The organism is Streptomyces sp. NPDC088261 (genome assembly GCF_044740805.1).
Lineage (GTDB): Bacteria > Actinomycetota > Actinomycetes > Streptomycetales > Streptomycetaceae > Streptomyces.
In genome coordinates this window covers 215,448-238,205 of sequence record NZ_JBIURL010000003.1, presented here as the reverse complement: position 1 = coordinate 238,205, position 22,758 = coordinate 215,448, and the positions used below count along the sequence as shown (strand labels likewise).

The following is a 22,758-nucleotide window of genomic DNA, read 5'->3' as shown; positions in this document are numbered from 1 at the left end:
CCCCGCCCCGCCCCCGTACTCACCCCACCTTCAGCCACTTCGCCTCCGACGGCACCCCCTCCGCGTCCGTCACGAACACCATGTACCAGCCCGGCGGCACCAGCGTCGGGTCCTTCGGCACCTCCACCGTCACCTCCCCCGCGCCCTTCGTCAGATCCAGGGCGATCGACCGCTGCTCCACGTCCGTCGTGTGCGTGACCGCGCTCGGCCGCATCAGGCGCGCCTTCGTGATCCGCTCCGCGTCCGCCGTCGCGAAGGTCGCCCGGCCGTTCGCGTCCGGCGCGGCCGGCCCCTTGCCCAGCACCGGGCGGTCCTTGCCGCCGCGCCCGTGCAGGTACGGCGGCGTGTAGATCTCCACCCGCTGCTCGAACGTGCCGAGTTTGGTGTTGTCCGCGTCGTCGAAGAGCGGGTCCGAGCCGAAGGTGGCCACCCGCCCGTCCGGCAGCAGCAGCGCCTCGGAGTGGTAGTTGCGCCCCACCGTCGGGTCGGCGGCCGGCCGGAACGCGTTGCGGGGCGGGTCGTAGAACTGCGCCTTGTGGATGTCACTGGCCGACCGCCCCCGGTAGTCCGACGACCCGCCCGTCGTGAAGACGGAGTCGTCCGGCATCAGCACACTGCTCAGGTAGCGCGTGCCCTGCGGCAGCGAGGGCCCCTTCTCGAAGCCGGGGTTGTCCCGCTTGAGGTCCACGATCGCGGTACGGGCCGTCGCCAGCGACGACTCACCGACCCCGCCGCCGCCCAGGACCATCACCTTCTGGTCCTGCGCGGGCGGCAGCATCAGCGAGGCCGACGTCTCCGTCTGGTCGACGTCCGTGAGTCCGTTGACCCGGGTGAAGGTGTTCTTCTTGACGTCCCACACGCCCGGCTGCCGGCCCTTCTGCGCCGGCCCGTACCCGGCGTTGGACCCGGAGTAGAAGAGCTTGCCGCCCTTGGTGAGGAACAGCGCGGGGTAGGTCGGGAAGTAGCGGGTCGGGCCCTTGGACCACTTCTTCGTCGCCGGGTCGTAGATCTCGTTGTCCCCGGTCAGTACGGCTCCGACGTCGTCCAGACCGGAGACGGCGAGCACCTTGCCGTCGTCCAGGGTCACCAGCGTCGGGTACCAGCGGGCCTCCTTCATCGGGCTGACGGGGACGTACTTCTCGGCCCTGGGGTCGAACTCGTACGCCGCCTTGATGCCCTGGAAGTCCTGCTTCTCCGTGGTGAGTTTCTGCGCCAGCCCGTACAGGTTGTCCGCGTCCTTGCCCTTGAGGCCGAGGATCTCGTACTGCGCCGCCTCGGTCGTCAGCGCCTCGGGCCCCGCCTTCGCCGCCTCCACGAAGACCCGCGCCTCGCCCGCCGTCACCTTCGTCTTCCACGGCATCATCCGGCCGGTGCGCGCGTACGAGATCTTGAACTGCCGTTTCGCCTTGGGCACGGTGACGTCGAACCTGCTGACGTACTCGACCCCCGACGGGGAGCGGAAGCGCGTGCCCTTCTTGAACGTGACGGCCCGGTCCGGGTTCTCGTTCTTGACGCGCATCCCGCCGCCCGCCCGGTCGACCTCGCCGTCGAGCACTTCGTACCGCGCCGTGCCGCCGGCCACCAGCAGCCGCCCGTCGGGCAGTTGGGAGTGACCGGAGCAGAAGAAGTCCTCGGGGGTGGGGATCTTGCGGAAGCTGTTGTCCGCCGGGTTCCAGAGGATGGTGTCGAAGGAACCCTTGTCGAACTTCTTCTGGCTGTTGCCCGAGCCCGCGATGATCAGCACCTTGCCGGTGTGCAGCAGGGCCGCGTGGATCGCGTTCGTACGGAACTCCTTCGGTACGTCGAGCAGGTCCCAGGAGCCGTAGCGCTGCTTGTAGCCGGGCTGCGAGATCTTGTACGCGTGGTACTTCTCCCCCGCGAAGGAGAGCGCGGCGGGGGCGTTGAGCCCGGCGAGAACCACCAGCGCCCCGCCGCCCAGCAGCGTCTTCCTGAACCTGCCCGTCGGCCGGTACCGGTACCTCATGACTCAATTCCTCCCGTTGCCGTCGAGGCGAGCGCCGTTGTCGTAGAGGCGAGCGCGGGTGCGGGCGCGGGCTCCGCGCCGGGCGACACCGCCGCCGGGACCCGATCCGGGTCGGTGACCCCATCCGGAGCGTTGACCTGATCCGGGCCGGTGACCTGGCCCGGAGCGGTGACGTGATCCGGAGCGGTGACCCGCTCCGGGGCCCCGGCCACCGGCCGCGCCGCGAGCCCGGCCGCGTGCCGTTCACGCCGTACCGTCCCCGCCCATATCGCCACCGGTGCGAGCGCGATCGCCAGGGCCAGGACCGCCCAGGTGCGCATCGCCGCGTGTGTGTGCCCCAGGCAGACGGACGCGAGGAGCGAGCTGACCAGCACGCCGGCCCAGAAGAGGTGGATCCGGAACGTCGCCAGCCGGTCGGTGGTGGTCTCGCCGCCCTTGGGCGTGACCACGAACCGCCCCCGGGTGCGTAGCACCGCCGAGCCGAGCGACCTGAGGTAGATCGGGGCGGAGAGCGCGGACATCGCCATCCCGGCGAGGCCGCCCGAGCCGCGCGGCTCGTGGGGCGAGACGTTGTGCCGCCGGTTCCAGAGGTAGAGGCCGACCTGGAAGGCGGCGGCGTCGCTGTAGAGCATCAGCAGGACCGAGGACGAGACCTGGGTCCCCGAGGCGCCCAGCCAGAGGAAGAGGACGCAGCTGAGGATCCCGAGGAGCCAGTTGACGGCCGTCATCGGGTAGTAGACGAGCATCAGCGTGTAGCTGACCAGCCGGCCCGGCGGCATCCGGAAGGGTGCCTTCCAGTACTGCTTGATGAGCGTCTCGTACGTGCCCCGGGACCAGCGCAGCTGCTGGGTGAAGAAGTCGGTCCAGGAGGCCGGGCCCTCACCGACCGCCAGCACGTCGGGGGTGTAGACGGAGCGCCAGAACCGGCCCGTGAGGGGGTTCTTCCTGCGGTGCACCTCGAACCCGGTCGCCATGTCCTCGGTGATCGAGTCGAAGAGGCCGCCGGCCTGCTTGAGGGCGGTGATCCTCACGACGTTGTTCGTGCCGACGAACATCGGCGCGTGGTAGCGGTTGCCCGCCCGCTGGATCAGCGCGTGGAAGAGGAACTGCTGCGACTCGGCGGCCTTGGTGACGGGCGAGGTGTAGTTCCCGTACACCTGCGGTCCGACGACGAAGGCGATGTCCGGGTCGCGGAAGTAGCCCAGCATCCGCTCCAGGAAGTTGGGCAGCGGTACGTGGTCGGTGTCGACGGACGCGAAGAAGTCGTAGTCGTCGCCGTGCCGGGCGAGCCACGCGTTGTAGTTGCCGTGTTTGGTACGTGCCTTGTGGACGCCCTTGGGGCGGTTCCACTCCGGTACGCCCTTGCGGGTGAAGTGCCAGACTCCCAGCTCCTCGCAGAGCGCCCGCGCCTGCGGGTCGTCGCCCTCGTCCAGCAGCCAGATGTCGAGAAGGCCCTGGTGACGCAGGTTCACGGCCCCTTCGAGGGTCGCCCGCACCATGGAGAGCGGTTCCTTGCCGGGAACGTACGTGGTGAGGAACGCGACCCGGGTGCCGACCTCGGCGGGCACCGGGACGGGGTCCCGGGCGACGAGGGTGGCGTGGGCGACCGAGGCCACGTTCACCAGCATGAAGAAGGCGATGAGCCCGATCGACACGAGCATCACGTGGTCGAAGGCGATGAGCCAGCGCTGGCCGCCCTCCCGCTCGGTCCGGTGGCTGGGCCACACGAGGTAGAGCAGCAGCACGCCCGACAGCAGGGGCGCCAGGGTCATCAGCAGGATGGCGCGTATTCGGTGCGGCTCCTTGGCGAGCAGACTCCGGTACCCCACCCGGTAGACGGCCGCCGGGTCCGGTTCCATGAGGGGACCGGACAGGCAGCTGTGGCTGTCGTAGTCGTAGCCGTCGGGCCGCACGGTGCCTCCAGCTGATCAGCAAGGTCGATAACCCCACAAAAAGGGAGATCGTCCGGCGTGTCGACTGGAGACGGGCCGAGCGGGTGGCGTAAGGGGCGAACTGGCCCCGGGTGGAGTAGGGGTCGGTCCGCGAGGTCGTACGAGGGGTCAGGCGCGGGCGGTCAGCCCGCCAGGTGGCGTTCGACCGTCTCGACCTTGGACGTCAGGCCGTCGGTGACGCCCTGTCGGATGTCGGCCTTGAGGACGAGCGAGACGCGCGGGGCGCGCGCCTCGACGGCGGCGACGGCGCGTTTGACGACGTCCATCACCTCGTCCCACTCGCCCTCGATCGAGGTGAACATGGCGTCGGTACGGTTCGGCAGACCGGACTCGCGGACGATACGGACGGCGTCGGCGACGTACTCGCCGACGTCCTCACCGGCACCGACGGGCGAGACGGAGAAGGCAACGATCATGCGCCGACCTTAGCCTCCCCGGCTCCGCCGGCACCCCCGGGGACGCGCGAGGCGACCTCCTCGTCGGCGGCGCGCTTGAGCTTGCGCTCGGCGAAGAAGCCACCGGTCGGCAGGACGGAGAGGACGAAGTAGAGGGCGGCCGTCCCGAAGGACCACCGGGTGCGCTGCCAGGCGAGGGCCCAGAACACCACGTACAGGATGAAGAGCGCGCCGTGGATGTAGCCCATCGCCGGGACGGCGTTGAAGTCCGTCGTGCGCTTGAGCACCGAGCAGACCAGCAGCAGCAGGAAGGACACGGCCTCGGGTGCGGAGACCAGGCGGAGGCGGTGGAGGGCGGAGGCGGTTCTGATGTCCACGAGGCAGGCACCTTCGTCGTTGTCGGCGGGATCTTGTGAACGCGTGCACAAGCGCCCGCCCATTCTCGCAGGCCGCCGCCGCGCCGCTTTATCAGGGTCGGGTCAGGGAGGGGAAGAGCCCGGATGCCCTGTTCCCGGGGGACCCCGGCGGACTACCGTCGTCCTGTGGCTCAGTTCCGACTGCAAGGCAGCAAGGTGCTCGCCGTCGACATGTCCGGCGACGCGGTGAAGGCGAAGAACGGCTCGATGGTCGCGTACGACGGCCAGATGGCCTTCAAGAAGATGTCCGGCGGCGGTGAGGGCATCCGCGGGATGGTGACCCGCCGGCTGACCGGCGAACAGATGGTCATGATGGAGGTGAGGGGCCAGGGGACCTGCTATTTCGCCGACCGGGCGAGTGAGATCAACCTCGTCTCGCTGCACGGCGACAAGCTGTACGTGGAGTCCAGCAACCTGCTCTGCACGGACGCGGGGCTCCGTACCGGCACGTCGTTCACCGGCCTGCGCGGGGGCGCGACGGGCAACGGCCTGTTCACCACCACCGTCGAGGGCACGGGCCAGGCGGCGATCATGTCCGACGGCCCGGCGGTCGTCCTGCGGGTGACCCCGCAGTACCCGCTGTCGGTCGACCCCGGCGCGTACATAGCCCACCAGGGCAACCTCCAGCAGAACTTCCAGTCCGGCGTGACGTTCCGGACGCTCATGGGCGAGGGCTCGGGCGAGGCTTTCCAGATCCGCTTCGAGGGCGACGGGCTCGTGTACGTGCAGCCGAGCGAGCGGAACACCATCGGGGGTGACGTCTGATGCCGTTCCGTGAGATCAACTCGAAGATGGTCGAGGCGACCGTCCTGCCGGGCCAGAAGCTGTACAGCCAGCGCGGCGCGATGCTCGCGTACCGCGGCGAGGTCAGCTTCACCCCGAACACGCAGGGCGGCCAGGGCGGCCTCGCGTCGATGATCGGGCGCCGGGTGGCGGGCGAGGCGGCGCCGCTGATGACCGTCGAGGGCAACGGCACGGTGATGTTCGGGCACGGCGGCCACCACATCCAGGTGATCGGGCTGGCCGGCGACACCCTGTACGTGGAGGCCGACCGGCTGCTCGCCTTCGACGGCACGCTCCAGCAGGGCACGATGTTCATGGGCTCGCAGGGCGGGGTCATGGGCATGGTCCGCGGCCAGGTGACCGGGCAGGGGCTCTTCACCACCACCCTCAAGGGCCACGGCGCGGTCGCGGTGATGGCACACGGCGGGGTGATCGAGGTGCCGATCACGCCCGGCCGTCCGGTCCACGTGGACCCGCAGGCGTACGTCGCCCACCACGGGGACGTACGGAACAAGCTCTCCACCGCCCTCGGCTGGCGCGACATGGTGGGGCGCGGCTCGGGCGAGGCGTTCCAGCTGGAGCTGAGCGGCAACGGTGCGGTGTACGTCCAGGCGTCTGAGGAGAAGTTGTGAGCGGCCCCGTGATCCATGACCCGATGACGCTGCCGAGCGACGACAACGTCAACGCGTACACCTTCTGTGTGGAGCTCAAGGGGAGCCAGTGGTTCCTCCAGAAGGGCAAGATGATCGCCTACTACGGGCGTATCGACTTCAACGGGATCGGCCACGGCCGGTTCGAGGGGCTGCTGCGGACGAGCTTCCACTCGCCGCTGCACGCGGCCGACTGGGTGGTGGCGGAGGGCAGCGGGAAGATGCTGCTCGCCGACCGGGCCTTCGACGTGAACTCGTACGACCTGGAGGACGGGAACCTGACGATCCGCTCCGGGAACCTGCTGGCGTACCAGCCCTCGCTCGCCCTCAAGCAGTCGATCGTGCCGGGCTTCCTGACCCTGATCGGTACGGGGAAGTTCGTGGCGGCGTCCAACGGGCCCGTGGTCTTCATGGAGCCGCCGCTCAAGGTGGATCCGCAGGCGCTGGTGGGCTGGGCGGACTGCCCGTCCCCGTGCCACCACTACGACCACGGGTACATGACGGGGCTGCTGGGCGGGCTGCGGGCCATGACGGGGATCGGCGGGGCGTCCGGCGAGGAGCACCAGTTCGAGTTCGTCGGCGCGGGGACGGTGCTGCTCCAGTCGACCGAGGTCCTGATGGCCGAGCGGCCGACGGGCGCCGTGCCGCAGCAGGCGGGGGTGCCGGGCGGCGGGCCCGGGGTGCCCGGGCACGGTCCCGGCGCGGGTCAACAGGGCGCCGCTCCCCGGTTGCCCGGTCAGCTGGGGGATCTCCAGCGCCGCTTCGGTCTGTGAGGGGTAGTCTACGGAGGGTGACGTCGAACGTCTGCGCCGTTTCCGCGGGGCCCTTCGGGGAATCCCAGGAGACGGGTGCGGCACGTCACCACCGAGGATTCGTCCAAAATTCAACTTCTTAGGTAGAATGCTCATATGGAGACCGAGACGGAAACCCGCTGGCTGACCGAGGCTGAGCAATGCGCGTGGCGCACGCACCTGGATGTCAACAGACTGTTGACCCATCAGCTGGAGAAGGATCTCCAACCGTTCGGCCTGACCATGAACGACTACGAGATCCTGGTCAACCTGTCCGAGTCCGCGGACCGGCGGATGCGGATGAGCGACCTCGCCGCCGCCACGCTCCAGTCCAAGAGCCGCCTCTCGCACCAGATCACGCGGATGGAGACGGCGGGCCTGGTGCGCCGGGAGAACTGCGAGTCGGACCGGCGCGGGCTGTTCGCGGTCCTGACGGACGCGGGCATGGAGACCATGCAGAAGGTCGCGCCCTTCCACGTCGACTCCGTACGGAAGCACTTCATCGACCTGCTGTCGGCCGAGGCGCTGGCGGAGCTGAGCGCGTCGCTCACGCCGGTCGCGGAGCACCTGCGCGGGCGGCGCGGCAAGATCTGAGCGGCGGGGGCGGGGACGCCCGGCGCGCGCCGGGTGTCCTCACGCCGGGGGCAGTGACAGCTCGAAGCGGGCGCCGCCCAGGGGGCCTCGGGCGACCGTGAGGGTGCCTCCGTGGCGGTGGGCCACGTCGCGGGCGAGGGCGAGGCCGAGGCCCGCGCCGCCGTCGTCGCGGGCGCGCGCGTCGTCCAGCCGTACGAACCGCTCGAAGACCCGCTCGCGCTCCGCCTCCGGCACTCCGGGGCCGTCGTCGGCGACCGCCAGCACGATCCGGCCGGCCCGCCGGTGGACGGAGACGGTGACCGACGAGGCGGCGTGGCGCTGGGCGTTGTCCAGGAGGTTGCCGAGGATCCGCGCCAACTGGCTCCGGCTGCCGGTCACTTCCAGTGATCCGCCCGGCCCTCCCGGCTCTTCTCCCGGGTCCTCTCCGGGCTCTTCTCCCGGCTCTTCTCCGGGCTCCAGCGAGACCTTCACCCGGTCCGTCGTCCGTACGGCGATCTCCCCGGCCGCCAGGTCGCCCAGGTCGAAGCGGGCCCGCCCCGGCCGCTCCCCCGCGTCCAGCCGCGCCAGCAGCAGGAGGTCGGCGGCGAGCTGCTGGAGCCGTACGGTGTCGGCGACCGCGCCCGGGACGTCCAGCAACTCCGGGTGGGCGTCGCCCACTTCGAGCTGGGTACGGAGCGAGGCGATCGGGCTGCGCAGTTCGTGCGAGGCGTCCGCGACGAAGCGGCGCTGGCGCTCGACGGACGCCTCCAGCGCGGTGAGCGTCTCGTTGGTCGTACGGGCCAGCCGGGCGACCTCGTCGTGCGTGGCGGGCTCCGGCACCCGCCGGGACAGGTCCTCGGAGGCGGTGATGGCCGCCATCTCGCGCCGGATGCCCTCCACCGGGCGCAGCGCGCGCCGGGTCACCAGCCAGGTCACTCCCCCGACGACCAGCAGCAGCACCGGCAGACCGGCGAGCATCGCCGCGGCGGCCGTGCCGACGGCGCTCTGGCGGGCGGCCAGGGTGGCGCCCGCGTGGACGACGACCGTACGGCCGGAGGTGTCCGTCACCTCGATCGAGGAGAAGCGGTACTCGCCGGTCGCGCCGTCGACCGTGGCCCGGCCCGTCGTCAGGGCGCCGGGCTTCCCGACGGCTCCGATCGCCGGGTCGTCGTCATCGTCGGTGCCGCCGCTGTGGCGGCCGCTGCCGTCGTTTCCGGAGCCGTGGTCGTCCTCCGCGCCGTCGTCGTCCTGTGCGGCGTCGTCCTGTGCGCCGTCGTCGTCCTGTGCGCCGTCGTCGTCCTGTGCGGCGGCGGTCGGCCGCGGGGCGGGGCTCCGTACGGGCGTCACCGCCGCCACCCCCGTACCGCTGATCCCCTCCAGGTCGTCGCTGACGGCGATCAACCGCCCCCGCTCGTCGGCGACCTGGACCGGGTGCTCCTCGGCGCCGGGCAGCTCCAGGCGGCTGTACGGGGTCCTGCCGGGCACCTGCTCGGCGATGATGTCGAGCGCCACCTCGCGCGCGGCGGCGTCCGCCTCCCGGTCCGCCTGGTCGGTGAGGTCGGAGCGCAGCGACAGCAGGACCGCGAGCCCCGCCGCCACCAGGGCGACCGCGACGACGAGGGTGGCGCCGAGGGACGCCTTGGCGCGTACGGAGGAGAGCCGGCCGCCCCGGGGGTCCGGCGCGCGGGTCATGTGGCCACCAGCCGGTACCCGGCCCCCCGGACGGTCTGGATGCGCGCGGCGCCGATCTTGCGGCGCAGGGCGCTGATGTAGACCTCGATGATGTTCGGGTCACCGTCGTACGCGAAGTCCCAGACGTGCTCCAGGATTTCGGGCTTCCCGACCACCTCCCCGACCCGGACGGCGAGTTGCTCCAGGACGGCGAACTCCTTGGCGGTGAGCGACACTTCGGTCTCCTCGCGGAAGACGCGGCGGGCGGCGGTGTCGACGCGCAGGGCGCCGGCCCGCAGCACGGGCGAGGCACCGGCCGTACCCCGGCGGCGCAGCAGCGCCCTGACCCGGGCCACGAGGACGACGTACGAGAACGGCTTGGTCAGGTAGTCGTCGGCGCCGGTGTCGAGCCCCTCGGCCTCGTCGTACTCGCCGTCCTTCGCGGTCAGCATCAGGATCGGCACCTCGTTGCCCGCGTCGCGCAGGGCGGCGCAGACGCGGTAGCCGTTCATGCCGGGCAGCATGATGTCGAGCACGACGAGGTCGTAGACGCCCTCCCCGGCGCGGTGCAGCCCTTCCAGGCCGTCGTGGACGACGTCCACGGCGAAGCCCTCGGCCGTCAGTCCCCTGGCCAGCGAGACCGCGAGCCTTTTCTCGTCCTCCACGATCAGCAGCCGCATGCCCCCAGCTTCGCAAACCGAACCTGAAGATCTCTTCAGGTGGCTTCAGGCTGCCTTCAGGGTCGCCCGTCCAGAGTGAAGTCACTTGCTACGGACCGGCTTTGGAAGGAATCCCCATGAAGCGCAATCTGGTGATCGCGGCCGTCACGGCGGCGGCACTCGTCGGCGGCGGTACGTTCACGGCGGTCGCCGTGGGCGGCGAAGGACGGGACGACGGTGACGGTGCGGCCAGGACCGCTCCGCCGTCCCCCGTCACCGTCCCGGGCGCGACGGACCCGTCGGCGGACGACAGGAGCGACACGACCACAACCACGCCCACGGCCGTGACCGCGAGCGAGGCGGCCGCCGCCGCGCTCGGGAAGTACCCCGGCGCCGTGTCCTCGGTCGACCGGGACGACGACCGCGGGAGCGTCTGGGAGGTGGAGGTGCTCGGCACGGACGGCCGGTGGCGCGAGCTGAGGATCGACGCGGCCGGTACGGTGCGCCCGGACGACCACCGCGACGACGGCCGCCACGACGACGGGGACGACGACCGGGAGAACCGCGACGAGCGCGCCGCGCTGCGCGCCGCCACGGTCGACGCCCAGGAGGCCGCCGCGGCGGCCCTGGCCTCCGTCCCCGGCACGGTCACCTCCGTGGACCTGGACGACGACCACGCGAGCGCCTGGGACGTCGGCGTACGCGGCAAGGACGGCCGTACGCACGCACTGACCGTCCACACGAAGACGGGCCAGGTCGCGCCGGCGAGGACGACCGACGACCGCCACGACCGTGACGACGACGACGACCGCGACGACGACCACAGCGGCCACGGCGACGACGACTGACCGCGACTGCCCCGCCGATCCACCTCCGTCCCCCCGCCACGACCGCCCGGACCCCCACGCCGGGCGGTCGTGCGGGGCGCGGGACGGACCGCGGGCCGGAAGCGGCGGCTCAGGGCTGGTGCACGTCTTCCTGTTCCGTGAGGCCGGCGATCAGTTCGTCCGCCGCCGCGTACGGGTCCAGTTCGCCCGCCGCCACCCGGCCCGCCAGGGCCTCCAGGCGGCGGTCGCCGTGCAGGTCCGCGATGCGTTCGCGGAGGGTGGTGACGGCGATCGTCTCCACCTCGCGGGCCGCGCGGGCGGCCCGGCGGGTGGTGAGGACGTCGTGCTCCTCCATCCACGCGCGGTGTTTCTCCAGCGCCTCGACGACCTCGTCCATGCCCACGCCCCGGGCCGCGACCGTCTTCACGATCGGGGGCCGCCAGTCGCCCGCGCCCCGGGCCTCGCCCAGGCCCAGCATGTGGTTCAGCTCGCGGGCCGTCGCGTCCGCGCCGTCGCGGTCCGCCTTGTTGACGACGTACACGTCACCGATCTCCAGGATCCCGGCCTTCGCCGCCTGGATGCCGTCGCCCATGCCCGGGGCCAGCAGCACCACACACGTGTCGGCCTGGGAGGCGATCTCCACCTCCGACTGGCCGACCCCGACCGTCTCCACCAGGATCACGTCGCACCCGGCCGCGTCCAGGACGCGGATCGCCTGCGGCGCGGACCAGGCGAGCCCGCCGAGGTGGCCGCGGGTCGCCATCGAGCGGATGTAGACGCCGGGGTCGGACGCGTGCTCGGACATCCGTACCCGGTCGCCCAGCAGCGCCCCGCCGGAGAACGGCGACGACGGGTCGACGGCCAGCACCGCGACCCGCTTGCCCGCCTTCCGGTACGCGGTCACCAGCGCCGAGGTCGACGTCGACTTGCCGACACCCGGCGACCCCGTGATCCCGACCACGTACGCGCCGCCCGCGAGCGGGGCCAGCGCCGCCATCACCTCGCGCAGCTGCGGGGACGCCCCCTCCACCAGGGAGATCAGCCGGGCCACGGCCCGCGGCCTGCCCTCGCGTGCCTGGGCCACCAGCCCGGGGACGTCCTGCATCACAGCTCCCGTTCCTCCTGCCACCTGCTTGTCGTGCCGTACGGATCCTGAGGACCGGCTACTTCGCGACCCGTACGATCAGCGCGTCGCCCTGGCCGCCGCCCCCGCACAGGGCCGCCGCCCCGACGCCACCGCCGCGCCGCTTCAGCTCCAGCGCCAGGTGCAGCACCAGCCGGGCGCCGGACATGCCGATCGGGTGGCCGAGGGCGATCGCCCCGCCGTTCACGTTCACCTTTTCCGGGGAGACCCCGAGATCCTTCATTGACTGGACCGCCACCGCCGCGAAGGCCTCGTTGATCTCGATCAGGTCGAGGTCCCCGACCTCCAGGCCCTCCTTCCGGAGGGCGTGCCGGATGGCGTTCGAGGGCTGCGACTGGAGCGAGTTGTCGGGTCCCGCCACATTGCCGTGCGCGCCGATCTCCGCGATCCACTCCAGGCCCAGCTCCTCGGCCCTGGCCCGGCTCATCACCACGACCGCCGCCGCGCCGTCCGAGATCTGCGACGACGTGCCCGCCGTGATCGTGCCGTCCTGGGCGAACGCGGGCCGCAGCCGGGCCAGCGAGTCCACCGTCGTCTCGGGCCTGATGCCCTCGTCCTCGCTGACGACCAGCGGGTCGCCCTTGCGCTGCGGGACCTCCACCGGCACGATCTCGGCCTCGAAGATCCCGTTCTTGCGGGCCGCCGCCGCCCGCTGGTGGGACAGCGCGCCGAACTCGTCCTGTGCCGGGCGGGCGATGCCCAGGCGCGTGTTGTGCTTCTCCGTGGAGGCGCCCATGGGGATGTCCTCGAAGGAGTCGGTCAGCCCGTCGTACGCCATGGCGTCGAGCATCTCGACGGCGCCGTACTTGTAGCCCTCGCGGGACTTGGGCAGCAGGTGCGGCGCGTTCGTCATGGACTCCTGCCCGCCGGCCACCACGATGTCGAACTCGCCGGCGCGGATCAGCTGGTCCGCGAGCGCGATCGCGTCGAGGCCGGAGAGGCAGACCTTGTTGATCGTCAGCGCGGGGACGTTCATCGGGATGCCGCCCTTGACGGCCGCCTGGCGGGCCGGGATCTGTCCCGCGCCGGCCTGGAGCACCTGGCCCATGATCACGTACTCCACCTGCTCACCGCCGATCCCGGCCCGCTCCAGCGCGCCCTTGATCGCGAGGCCGCCGAGGTCCGCGCCGGAGAAGGACTTGAGGGAGCCGAGCAGCCTGCCCATGGGGGTACGGGCACCCGCGACGATCACCGAGGTGGTCTTGTTCGTCTTGTGCGTATCGGACGTGAGAGCAGACATCAGACGCGATCCCCTTTGTGTTGCCGCTGCGGTGCGGCCTGAGGAGGTGAACGAGGGTTAACTCCAATGTACTGAGGAGTAGCGCCCCCGGTCACCCGTCCGTGCGTGTGACGGCGCGCACGTTGCGTAACCGGCGCCGTACCGCTGCACTGGGACCATGCTGACGCGCATCGACCACATCGGAATCGCCTGCTTCGATCTCGACGCCACCGTCGAGTTCTACCGCGCCACCTACGGCTTCGAGGTGTTCCACACCGAGGTCAACGAGGAACAGGGCGTCCGCGAGGCCATGCTCAGGATCAACGGGACCTCCGACGGCGGGGCCTCGTACCTCCAGCTGCTGGAGCCGATCCGGGAGGACTCGGCCGTCGGGAAGTGGCTGGCCAAGAACGGGGAGGGGGTCCATCACCTCGCGTTCGGTACGGCCGATGTCGACGGCGACTCCCAGGGCATCCGCGAGAAGGGTGTCCGGGTGCTGTACGACGAGCCCCGCACCGGTTCCATGGGCTCCCGCATCACCTTTTTGCATCCCAAAGACTGTCACGGAGTCCTCACGGAACTGGTCACCTCGGCCCCGGAGCACTGACCCCGGGCATTCCCGGCCCGGTAGAGTGGACCGCTCCGGGCCGGGGCCGGGCCGGGGCCGCGCCCCGACCGAAGATCTGACACCATTCCCCGGGGGGCCGTTCACCGAAAGAACGGGCTCTATAGGGCAGTTGCGACCAGGGGACGGATGGGACCGCGCAGTGCGGGGCTACGAACGCCAGGAGAGCCACCGAGCTGACGACGACCACCTCTCGCGGTTCGAAGCCGAGATGGAACGGCTGAAGACCGCGCGGGAGAAGGCCGTCCAGCACGCCGAGGACCTCGGTTACCAGGTCGAGGTATTGCGCGCCAAGCTGCACGAGGCGCGCCGCAATCTGGCGACCCGTCCCTCCTACGACAACGCCGACCTCGGCTACCAGGCCGACCAGCTGCTCCGTAACGCCCAGATCCAGGCCGAGCAGATGCGCACGGACGCCGAGCGCGAGCTGCGCGACGCCCGCGCCCAGACGCAGCGGATCCTCCAGGAGCACGCCGAGCACCAGGCCAGGCTCCAGGCCGAGCTGCACGCGGAGGCCGTCCAGCGGCGCCAGCGCCTCGACCAGGAGCTGGCCGAACGCCGCCAGACCGTCGAGTCGCACGTCAACGAGAACGTCGCCTGGGCCGAGCAGCTGCGCGCCAGGACGGAGTCCCAGGCCCGCCGCCTGCTGGACGAGTCGCGCGCGGAGGCCGAGCAGTCGCTCGCCGCCGCCCGCGCGGAGGCCGCCCGGGTCACCGACGAGGCCCGCCGGCGGCTCAGCTCCGAGGCCGAGTCGACCCGCGCCGAGGCCGAGGCCCTCCTCCAGCGCGCCCGCAGGGACGCCGAGCGGCTGCTGAACGCCGCGTCCGCGCAGGCGCAGGAGGTCACGAGCCACGCCGAGCAGCTGCGTACGTCCAGCACCGCCGAGTCCGACCAGGCCCGCCAGCAGGCCGGCGACATCAGCCGGGCCGCCGAGCAGCGGATGCAGCAGGCCGAGGAGCGGCTGCGGGAGGCCCGCGCGGAGGCCGAGAAGGTCGAAGCCGAGTCCAAGGAGGCCGCGGCCAAGCGGATGGCCGCCGCCGAGTCGCAGAACGAACAGCGCACGCGTACGGCCAAGTCGGAGATCGCCCGGCTGGTCGGCGAGGCCACGCAGGAGGCCGAGGCGACGAAGGCCGAGGCCGAGCAGGCGCTCGCCGACGCCCGCGCCGAGGCGGAGAAGCTGGTAGCGGAGGCGGCCGAGCGGGCCCGTACGGTCGCGGCGGAGGACTCTGCCGCCCAGCTCGCCAAGGCGGCCCGTACGGCGGAGGAGGTCCTGAACAAGGCGTCCGACGACGCCCAGGCCACCATCCGGTCGGCGGGCGAGGAGGCCGAGCGGATCCGCCGCGAGGCCGAGGCCGAGGCGGACCGGCTGCGCGGCGAGGCCGCCGAGCAGGCCGACCAGCTCAAGGGCGCGGCCAAGGACGACACGAAGGAGTACCGCGCCAAGACCGTCGAGCTCCAGGAGGAGGCGCGCCGGCTGCGCGGCGAGGCCGAGCAGCTGCGGGCCGACGCGGTCGCCGAGGGCGAGCGGATCCGGGGCGAGGCGCGGCGGGAGGCCGTCCAGCAGATCGAGGAGGCGGCCAGGTCCGCCGAGGAGCTGCTGACCAAGGCGAAGGCCGACGCGGACGAGGCGCGGTCGAACGCGACCGCGGAGAGCGAGCGGGTCCGTACCGAAGCCATCGAGCGCGCCACGACGCTGCGCCGGCAGGCCGAGGAGACGCTGGAGCGCACGCGCGCCGAGGCCGAGCGGCTGCGGGCGGAGGGCGAGGAGCAGGCCGAGGCGACGAAGAAGGCGGCCGAGGAGGCCGCCGCCGCCCTGCGCGAGGAGACGGAGCGGGGCGTCGAGTCCCGCAAGGCCGAGGCGGCGGGCGAGCTGACCCGGCTGCACACGGAGGCGGAGCAGCGCCTCGCGTCGGCCGAGGAGGCGCTGACCGAGGCGCGCGGCGAGAGCGAGCGGATCCGCCGGGAGGCCGGCGAGGAGACGGACCGGCTGCGCGCGGAGGCCGCCGAGCGGATCCGCGCACTCCAGGCGCAGGCCGAGCAGGAGGCCGAGCGGCTGCGTACAGAAGCGGCGGCGGACTCGGCGCAGTCCCGCGCGGAGGCGGAGACGCACGCGGTACGGCTGCGCACGGAGGCCGCGACGGAGGCGGAGCGGCTCAAGAGCGAGGCGCAGGAGACCGCCGACCGGATCAGGGCCGAGGCGGCCGCCGCCGCCGAGCGGGTCGGGGTGGAGGCCGCGGAGGCGCTGGCCGCCGCGCAGGACGAGGCGGCCCGGCGGCGCCGCGAGGCGGAGGAGACGCTGGCCGCCGCCCGCGCGGAGGCGGACCAGGAGCGCGCGAGCGTCCGCGAACAGAGCGAGGAACTGCTCGCCTCGGCCCGCAAGCGGGTGGAGGAGGCGCAGGCGGAGGCGCAGCGGCTGGTCGAGGAGGCGGACCGGCGCGCGACGGAGCTGGTGGCCGCCGCCGAGCAGACGGCGCAGCAGGTACGGGAAGCGGTGGCCGGTCTCCAGGACCAGGCCGAGCAGGAGATCGCCGGACTGCGGTCGGCCGCCGAGCACGCGGCGGAGCGTACGCGTACGGAGGCGCAGGAGGAGGCCGACCGGGTCCGCGGCGACGCGTACGCGGAGCGGGAGCGGGCCACGGAGGACGCCAACCGGATCCGTACGCGCGCGAACGCGGAGTCCGAGGCGGCGCAGGCGCTCGCCGAGCGGACGGTCGGCGACGCGATCGCGGAGGCGGAGCGGCTGCGGGCCGACAGCGCGGAGTACGCGCAGCGGGCCAGGACGGAGGCGTCCGACTCGCTCGTGGCGTCGGAGCAGGACGCGTCGCGGGCCAGGGCCGAGGCCAGGGAGGACGCCAACCGGATCCGGGGCGACGCGGCCGCGCAGGCCGACCGGCTGGTCACGGAGGCGACCAGCGAGGTCGAGCGGATGCGCGCCGAGGCCGCCGAGGCGATGGGCCAGGCGCAGCAGGCGGCCGAGCGGCTGCGGGCCGAGGCCGAGCGGGTCAAGGCGGAGACCGCGGAAGCGGCGGAGCGGCTCAGGAACGAGGCGCAGGAGGAGACGGACTGGCTGCTCGACGAGGCGCGCAAGGACGCGGCCAAGCGCCGTGCGGACGCGGCGGAGCAGGCGGACCAGCTCATCAACAAGGCCCAGGAGGAGGCGTTGCGCGCCGCCACCGAGGCCGAGGAGCAGGCGGACCGGATGGTCGCCGCCGCCCGCAAGGAGGCCGAGCGCATCGACGCGGAGGCCACGATCGAGGGCAACTCCCTGGTGGAGAAGGCCCGTACGGACGCGGACAACCTGCTCGTGGGGGCCAGGCGCGACGCCACGGCCATACGCGAGCGGGGTGAGGAACTGCGTCAGCGCGTGGAGTCCGAGATCGAGCAACTGCACGAGCGGGCCCGGCGCGAGACGTCCGAGCAGCTGCGCACGGCGGGCGAGCGGGTCGACGCCCTGATGAAGGCCGCGGAGGAACAGCGGGCCGAGGCCGCGCGGAAGGCGGAGGAGCTGGTCTCCGAGGCCAGCTCCGAGGCGAGCAGAGTCAGGATCGCCGCCGTGCGCAAGGCGGAGGGTCTTCTCAAGGAGGCCGAGCTGAAGAAGGCCGAACTGACCAAGGAGGGCGAGAAGTTGCGCGCGGACGCCCAGCAGGCCGCCAAGCAGATGGTCGAGGACGGCGAGCGGGACCTGGACGTCCTGACGCGCAGACGCGCGGACATCCAGACGGAGATCTCCCGTGTCCAGGACGTGCTCGAAGCGTTGGGGTCATTGGAGGCACCGTCGGGTCCGGCGAAGGACAACCCGGTCAAGGCGGGTGCGGCGGCCGGAACGAATCGTTCGGGTGGCAAGTCTTCCGACGGCTAGGGGGTGTCCTGCCGATCCGGCCTGATCGGCAGGACACCTCCTGGGACCGGACCACCGGCCCCTGGGCTCCGGGAAACCGCTTCGCGCCACTCAAAAGGCTGGACATTCTCCATATCAAACCGGCATCAACACGATGACACGCCGCTCCGGCCCCTAGGATTCCCCCTATCACCTCACCGGTCTCATTCGACAGGAACCCCATGAGTGACACATCCTCCCCATTCGGCTTCGAGCTCGTGCGGCGTGGTTACGACCGTGGTCAGGTGGACGACCGCATTACCAAACTCGTCGCCGACCGTGACAGCGCCCTGGCCCGCATCACCGCGCTGGAAAAGCGCATCGAGGAGCTGCATCTCGAAACGCAGAATGCTCAGGCCCAGGTCAGCGACGCGGAGCCGTCGTACGCCGGCCTCGGCGCCCGCGTAGAGAAGATCCTCCGCCTCGCCGAGGAGGAGGCGAAGGACCTGCGCGAGGAGGCCCGTCGCGCGGCCGAACAGCACCGTGAGCTCGCCGAGTCGGCGGCCCAGCAGGTCCGTAACGACGCCGAGTCGTTCGCGACGGAGCGCAAGGCGCGCGCCGAGGACGAGGGCACGCGCATCGTCGAGAAGGCCAAGGGCGATGCCTCGACGCTGCGTTCGGAGGCGCAGAAGGACGCGCAGGCCAAGCGCGAGGAGGCGGACGCGCTCTTCGAGGAGACCCGCGCCAAGGCCGCCCAGGCCGCCGCGGACTTCGAGACGAACCTCGCCAAGCGGCGTGAGCAGTCCGAGCGTGACCTCGCGACGCGTCAGGCGAAGGCCGAGAAGCGCCTGGCGGAGATCGAGCACCGCGCCGAGCAGCTGCGCCTGGAGGCCGAGAAGCTGCGTACGGACGCGGAGCGCCGCGCCCGTCAGACGGTGGAGACCGCTCAGCGCCAGTCCGAGGACATCGTGGCCGACGCGAACGCCAAGGCCGACCGGATCCGCAGCGAGTCGGAGCGCGAGCTGGCGGCGCTCACCAACCGCCGCGACTCGATCAACGCCCAGCTGACCAACGTCCGCGAGATGCTGGCGACGCTGACCGGTGCCGCGGTGGCCGCCGCCGGCTCCCCGGCCGACGACGAGCCGATCTCCCGCGGGGTGCCGGCGCAGCAGTCGCGCTGACGCCGGGCACGCCGTGGCCGAGCCGCGTACGCAGCGGCTGACGCCCGGCGCGTAACGATCGCGTAAGCCCCCTGCCACTCCGGTGGCGGGGGGCTTTTTGTGCCCTTAGGTTGTCCGCATGATCGAGGTTGAGGGTCTCACCAAGCGCTTCGGCCGCAAGGTCGCCGTCGACCAGCTCTCCTTCGAGGTCAGACCCGGGGTGGTGACGGGTTTTCTGGGGCCCAACGGCGCGGGCAAGTCGACCACGATGCGGATGATGCTCGATCTGGACAACCCGAGCGGTGGCTCGGTCAGGATCGACGGCAAGCGCTACCGCGACCTCACCGAACCGCTCAAGCACATAGGGGCGCTGCTGGAGGCCAAGGCCATGCACGGCGGCCGGAGCGCGTACCACAACCTCCTCTGCCTGGCGCAGAGCAATCGGATTCCGGAACGCCGGGTGTCCGAGGTGCTGGACATGGTCGGACTGACGGCCGTCGCGCGGAAAAAGTCCAAGGGTTTCTCCCTTGGTATGGGCCAACGCCTGGGAATCGCCTCGGCGCTGCTCGGTGATCCCGAGATCCTGATGTTCGACGAACCGGTCAATGGCCTTGATCCCGAGGGAATTCACTGGATCCGCAATCTCATGAAGGCCCTCGCGGCGGAGGGCCGGACGATCTTCGTGTCCAGCCATCTGATGAGTGAAATGGCCCTGACAGCGGATCACTTGATCGTGATCGGTCAGGGACGGCTCCTCGCGAACACCTCGATGGCACAGTTCATCCACGACAACTCCCGGAGTTACGCGCGTCTGCGCTCCCCGGAGCGCGAGCGGCTGAACGACGTCCTCGCGGCGGAGGGGTACACGCCGGTCGAGGCGGAGGGCGGGGTCCTGGAGATCGACGGCGCCGAGACCGAGGAGCTGGGCGAGCTGGCCGCGCGCCACGGCATCGTGCTGCACGAGCTGAGCGCGCAGCGCGCCTCGCTGGAGGACGCCTTCATGCAGATGACGGCGGAGTCCGTCGAGTACCACGCCCACGCGGGGGCCGACGGCGGCCCGCCCCGGGAGTTCGAGGGCAAGGGAGCCTGACCCATGGCACTGACAACGGCACCGGCGGTTCTCCAGTCCGAGTGGACCAAGATCCGTACGGTCTCCTCCACCACCTGGACCCTGATCAGCGCCCTGGTGGTGACCGTCGCGCTGGGCGCCGTCCTGTGCGCGGTGTACAACGCGACGTTCGGCGATCTCACCGACGCCCAGCAGGCCACCTTCGACCCGACGTTCGCCAGCTTCTCCGGGATGGTCCTCGGCCAGCTCGCGATGGTGGTCTTCGGCGTGCTCGTGGTCGGCTCCGAGTACTCGTCGGGCATGATCCGTACCTCGCTGGCCGCCGTGCCCCGGCGGTCCCTCTTCCTCTTCTCCAAGATCTTCGTGGCCGGGGTGCTGGCCCTGGTCGTCGGACTCCTGACGGGATTCCTCTCCTTCTTCCTCGGCCAGGCGCTGCTCGGCGACCACAGCACGACCATCGGCGAGCCGGACGTCCTGCGCGCGGTCATCGGCAGCGGGCTCTACATGGCGCTGATCGCCGTCTTCTCGATGGGCGTGGCGGCGATGCTGCGCAGCTCGATGCTGTCGCTGGGCATCCTGATGCCGTTCTTCTTCCTGGTCTCGCAGATCCTGGCGGCGGTCCCGGGCGCCAAGGACGTCGCGCGGTACTTCCCCGACCAGGCCGGCCGGAAGATCTTGCAGGTGGTGCCGGACGCCATGAACACGGACCGGGCGCCGTACGGGCCGTGGGAGGGCCTGGGGATCCTGGTGCTGTGGGTGGCGGCGGCGCTGGTCGGCGGCTGGATCGTGATCAAGAAGCGCGACGCCTGACGGGGGCGCGCCGCACCGTCGCGGGGCGCGCCGCAGCGTTGTAACGACTTGGCCGGAACCGTCAAGGCCCGGATATCCTCCTAACTCAAACGGGGGGCCTTCGGTCCGGAAGCGGCCACTGCCCCGACGACCTGACCTGTCGATGGGGCTGGCGAATGATCGAGGCGATCGGCCTGACGAAGCGCTACGGCGCCAAGACGGCCGTGCACAACCTTTCCTTCCAGGTACGGCCCGGCACCGTGACCGGGTTCCTGGGCCCCAACGGTTCCGGCAAGTCCACGACGATGCGGATGATCCTCGGCCTCGACCGGCCCACGGCCGGGAGCGTCACGGTCGGCGGGCATCCCTTCCGGCAGCTGCCGAACGCGCCGCGCCAGGTCGGCGCGCTGCTCGACGCGAAGGCCGTGCACGGCGGCCGGACGGCCCGTACGCACCTGCTCTCGCTGGCCCAGCTGTCGGGCATCCCGGCGGCCCGGGTGGACGAGGTGCTCGGGGTCGTCGGCCTCCAGGACGTGGCTCGGCGGCGTTCCAAGGGCTTCTCGCTCGGCATGGGCCAGCGGCTCGGCATCGCGGCGGCGCTGCTCGGCGACCCGCAGGTGCTGCTGTTCGACGAGCCGGTCAACGGACTCGACCCCGAGGGCATCCTCTGGGTCCGCAACCTGATGAAGCGGCTGGCCTCCGAGGGCCGTACGGTCTTCGTCTCCTCGCACCTGATGAGCGAGATGGCCGTCACCGCCGACCATCTGATCGTGATCGGACGGGGGCAGCTGCTCGCGGACATGAGCGTGACGGACTTCATCTCCGCGAACTCCGCGGACTTCGCGCGGGTGCGGACCGCGCCGGTCGACCCGCCCCAGCGGGAGAAGCTGATGTCCGCGCTGACGGAGGCGGGCGGCCAGGTGCTGTCCGAGCCGGACGGCGCGCTGCGGGTCACGGGGCTGCCGCTCCCCCGGATCAGCGATCTCGCGCACGACACGGACGTACGGATCTGGGAACTGTCGCCGCATCAGGCCTCCTTGGAGGAGGCGTACATGCGGATGACGCAGGGCGCGGTGGACTACCGGTCGACGGCGGACGCGCTGGAGGGCTTCCAGCCGCCGCCGCAGCAGGGCTGGGGACAGGGCCAGGGGTACGGGACCCCCGTACCGCCGGTGGTCCAGGAGGCGCCGCAGCAGGGGTGGTACGCGCCACCGCCGCCCGGTCAGAACCCGTACGCGACCCCGATGGCGGCGCCCGCTCCCGTACCGGCTCCGGCTTCGGCTCCCGCGCCGGCCGCCGCCCCGGCCGTTCAGACGACACAGCCGACCCCGCGTGACAGCGACAGCACCAACGAGGACGCCCGATGACGACCCCGTACCAGCAGCAGTCCGCTCCGCAGCCTCCGGCGCCCCCGTGGGGCACGGGTCCGGTGGGCGGCTACGTCTCGCCGATCCCCGTGCGCCGGGCCACGCTCGGCGACGCCGTCGCCTCCGAATGGACCAAACTCCGGTCCGTACGGTCCACGATGTGGACGCTCGGCGTGATGCTCGTCCTGATGGTGGGCATCGGGACGCTCACCGCCCTGGTGGTCTCCACCTCCACCGACACGCTCAACGACGACGTGCTGACCCTCGGCTTCTTCGGGGTGCTGCTCGGCTCGATCTGTGTGATCACGCTCGGCGTGCTGACCATCTCGTCCGAGTACACGACCGGCATGATCCGCACGACTCTCACCGCGTGCCCCAGCCGCGTCCGGGTCCTGGGCGCCAAGTCGCTGGTCTTCTTTCTGCTGATCTTCGTCCTCACCGTGGTCACCACGGCGCTCGTGGGCGCCCTCCAGGTGGCGATCACCGACGCGCCCTCGCCGTCCGGGGAGGCGTGGTTCCGCTCGACCGTCGGCGTCAGCCTCTACCTGGCGACGCTGGGGCTGCTGGCGCTGGCCGTCGGGGCGCTGATCCGGCACTCGGCCGGGGCGATCACCATCATGATCGGCGTGGTCCTGATGCCGCTGGTGCTGGCGATGTTCATGTTCGCCGACTCGCTCAGCACGCTGCGCGACGGGCTGTTCGACTACTCGATCCCCAACCAGCTCGCGGTCTTCTACGACAACGCGGGCGTCTCCGGCGACGGCGCGGGGCCGTCCGGCTGGGAGCCGCTGTGGATCATGATCGGGGTGACGGCGGTCGCGATGACGGGCGCCTTCTTCGCGCTGGACCGCCGGGACGTGTGACTGG

20 protein-coding genes are annotated in these 22,758 nt (G+C 71.6%); 12 read left to right on the top strand and 8 right to left on the bottom strand.

What is annotated here, in order from left to right; all coding sequences use genetic code 11:
* Positions 1 to 19: 19 nt before the first annotated feature.
* The 4 genes from ACIODU_RS08305 to ACIODU_RS08290 form a co-directional block, all read right to left on the bottom strand.
* Positions 20 to 1,984, bottom strand: a complete 1,965-nt coding sequence (locus ACIODU_RS08305) for a galactose oxidase-like domain-containing protein (RefSeq protein ID WP_401765324.1) — start codon at positions 1,982 to 1,984, stop codon at positions 20 to 22.
* The gene (locus ACIODU_RS08300) at positions 1,981 to 3,897 is read right to left on the bottom strand and encodes a glycosyltransferase family 2 protein (RefSeq protein ID WP_401765321.1); all 1,917 of its coding nucleotides are present in this window, start codon (positions 3,895 to 3,897) and stop codon (positions 1,981 to 1,983) included. The genes ACIODU_RS08305 and ACIODU_RS08300 overlap by 4 nt, the downstream gene beginning before the upstream one ends.
* Positions 3,898 to 4,058: 161 nt before the next feature.
* The gene (locus ACIODU_RS08295) at positions 4,059 to 4,352 is read right to left on the bottom strand and encodes an MTH1187 family thiamine-binding protein (RefSeq protein ID WP_161309196.1); all 294 of its coding nucleotides are present in this window, start codon (positions 4,350 to 4,352) and stop codon (positions 4,059 to 4,061) included.
* Positions 4,349 to 4,708 (bottom strand): DUF3817 domain-containing protein, encoded by a 360-nt coding sequence (locus tag ACIODU_RS08290; RefSeq protein WP_401765317.1) that lies wholly within the window; start codon positions 4,706 to 4,708, stop codon positions 4,349 to 4,351. Before ACIODU_RS08290 ends, ACIODU_RS08295 begins: the two co-directional genes overlap by 4 nt.
* Before the next feature lie 123 nt (positions 4,709 to 4,831).
* Here ACIODU_RS08290 and ACIODU_RS08285 point away from each other — a divergent pair, with 123 nt between their 5' ends.
* The 4 genes from ACIODU_RS08285 to ACIODU_RS08270 all read left to right on the top strand — a co-directional run bounded on the left by ACIODU_RS08285 (position 4,832) and on the right by ACIODU_RS08270 (position 7,565).
* A complete protein-coding gene (locus ACIODU_RS08285) occupies positions 4,832 to 5,512 on the top strand; it encodes an AIM24 family protein (RefSeq protein WP_401765314.1) in 681 nt (226 codons plus the stop codon).
* On the top strand, positions 5,512 to 6,162 hold the full coding sequence (locus ACIODU_RS08280) for an AIM24 family protein (protein WP_356426451.1): 651 nt from the start codon (positions 5,512 to 5,514) through the stop codon (positions 6,160 to 6,162). Before ACIODU_RS08285 ends, ACIODU_RS08280 begins: the two co-directional genes overlap by 1 nt.
* Entirely contained in the window at positions 6,159 to 6,953 is a 795-nt protein-coding gene (locus ACIODU_RS08275) for an AIM24 family protein (RefSeq protein WP_401765311.1), read from the top strand. The genes ACIODU_RS08280 and ACIODU_RS08275 overlap by 4 nt, the downstream gene beginning before the upstream one ends.
* Positions 6,954 to 7,088: 135 nt before the next feature.
* Positions 7,089 to 7,565: a MarR family winged helix-turn-helix transcriptional regulator gene (locus ACIODU_RS08270; RefSeq protein WP_161309191.1), complete on the top strand. Its 477-nt coding sequence runs from the start codon at positions 7,089 to 7,091 to the stop codon at positions 7,563 to 7,565.
* 39 nt (positions 7,566 to 7,604) lie between these two features.
* Here ACIODU_RS08270 and ACIODU_RS08265 read toward each other — a convergent pair whose 3' ends face one another.
* Positions 7,605 to 9,236, bottom strand: a complete 1,632-nt coding sequence (locus ACIODU_RS08265) for a sensor histidine kinase (RefSeq protein WP_401765307.1) — start codon at positions 9,234 to 9,236, stop codon at positions 7,605 to 7,607.
* Positions 9,233 to 9,895, bottom strand: a complete 663-nt coding sequence (locus ACIODU_RS08260; protein ID WP_356426462.1) for a response regulator transcription factor — start codon at positions 9,893 to 9,895, stop codon at positions 9,233 to 9,235. Before ACIODU_RS08260 ends, ACIODU_RS08265 begins: the two co-directional genes overlap by 4 nt.
* Positions 9,896 to 10,011: 116 nt before the next feature.
* On the opposite strand from ACIODU_RS08260, the gene ACIODU_RS08255 reads away from it, so the two are divergent.
* Positions 10,012 to 10,722, top strand: a complete 711-nt coding sequence (locus tag ACIODU_RS08255) for a PepSY domain-containing protein (protein ID WP_401765304.1) — start codon at positions 10,012 to 10,014, stop codon at positions 10,720 to 10,722.
* 109 nt (positions 10,723 to 10,831) lie between these two features.
* Here the strand turns inward: ACIODU_RS08255 and meaB are convergent, their stop codons facing one another.
* Positions 10,832 to 11,806, bottom strand: a complete 975-nt coding sequence (gene meaB / locus ACIODU_RS08250; protein WP_401765302.1) for a methylmalonyl Co-A mutase-associated GTPase MeaB — start codon at positions 11,804 to 11,806, stop codon at positions 10,832 to 10,834.
* A 58-nt stretch (positions 11,807 to 11,864) separates the two neighbouring features.
* The gene (locus ACIODU_RS08245) at positions 11,865 to 13,085 is read right to left on the bottom strand and encodes an acetyl-CoA C-acetyltransferase (RefSeq protein ID WP_401765300.1); all 1,221 of its coding nucleotides are present in this window, start codon (positions 13,083 to 13,085) and stop codon (positions 11,865 to 11,867) included.
* A gap of 157 nt (positions 13,086 to 13,242) precedes the next feature.
* Here ACIODU_RS08245 and mce point away from each other — a divergent pair, with 157 nt between their 5' ends.
* The 7 genes from mce to ACIODU_RS08210 all read left to right on the top strand — a co-directional run bounded on the left by mce (position 13,243) and on the right by ACIODU_RS08210 (position 22,754).
* Complete coding sequence (mce, locus tag ACIODU_RS08240) at positions 13,243 to 13,671, top strand: methylmalonyl-CoA epimerase (RefSeq protein ID WP_356426473.1); 429 nt, start codon at positions 13,243 to 13,245, stop codon at positions 13,669 to 13,671.
* A gap of 160 nt (positions 13,672 to 13,831) precedes the next feature.
* Positions 13,832 to 17,548: a polarized growth protein Scy gene (scy, locus tag ACIODU_RS08235; protein WP_401765297.1), complete on the top strand. Its 3,717-nt coding sequence runs from the start codon at positions 13,832 to 13,834 to the stop codon at positions 17,546 to 17,548.
* Between the two features lie 200 nt (positions 17,549 to 17,748).
* Positions 17,749 to 18,687, top strand: coding sequence for a cellulose-binding protein (locus tag ACIODU_RS08230; RefSeq protein WP_161310756.1), 939 nt, complete (start codon positions 17,749 to 17,751; stop codon positions 18,685 to 18,687).
* Between the two features lie 118 nt (positions 18,688 to 18,805).
* Positions 18,806 to 19,756, top strand: coding sequence for an ABC transporter ATP-binding protein (locus tag ACIODU_RS08225; protein ID WP_401765294.1), 951 nt, complete (start codon positions 18,806 to 18,808; stop codon positions 19,754 to 19,756).
* Between the two features lie 9 nt (positions 19,757 to 19,765).
* Positions 19,766 to 20,545, top strand: coding sequence for an ABC transporter permease (locus ACIODU_RS08220; RefSeq protein ID WP_356426621.1), 780 nt, complete (start codon positions 19,766 to 19,768; stop codon positions 20,543 to 20,545).
* Between the two features lie 155 nt (positions 20,546 to 20,700).
* Positions 20,701 to 21,891 (top strand): ABC transporter ATP-binding protein, encoded by a 1,191-nt coding sequence (locus ACIODU_RS08215; RefSeq protein ID WP_401765291.1) that lies wholly within the window; start codon positions 20,701 to 20,703, stop codon positions 21,889 to 21,891.
* Positions 21,888 to 22,754, top strand: coding sequence for an ABC transporter permease subunit (locus ACIODU_RS08210; protein ID WP_401765289.1), 867 nt, complete (start codon positions 21,888 to 21,890; stop codon positions 22,752 to 22,754). The genes ACIODU_RS08215 and ACIODU_RS08210 overlap by 4 nt, the downstream gene beginning before the upstream one ends.
* Positions 22,755 to 22,758: the final 4 nt, after the last annotated feature.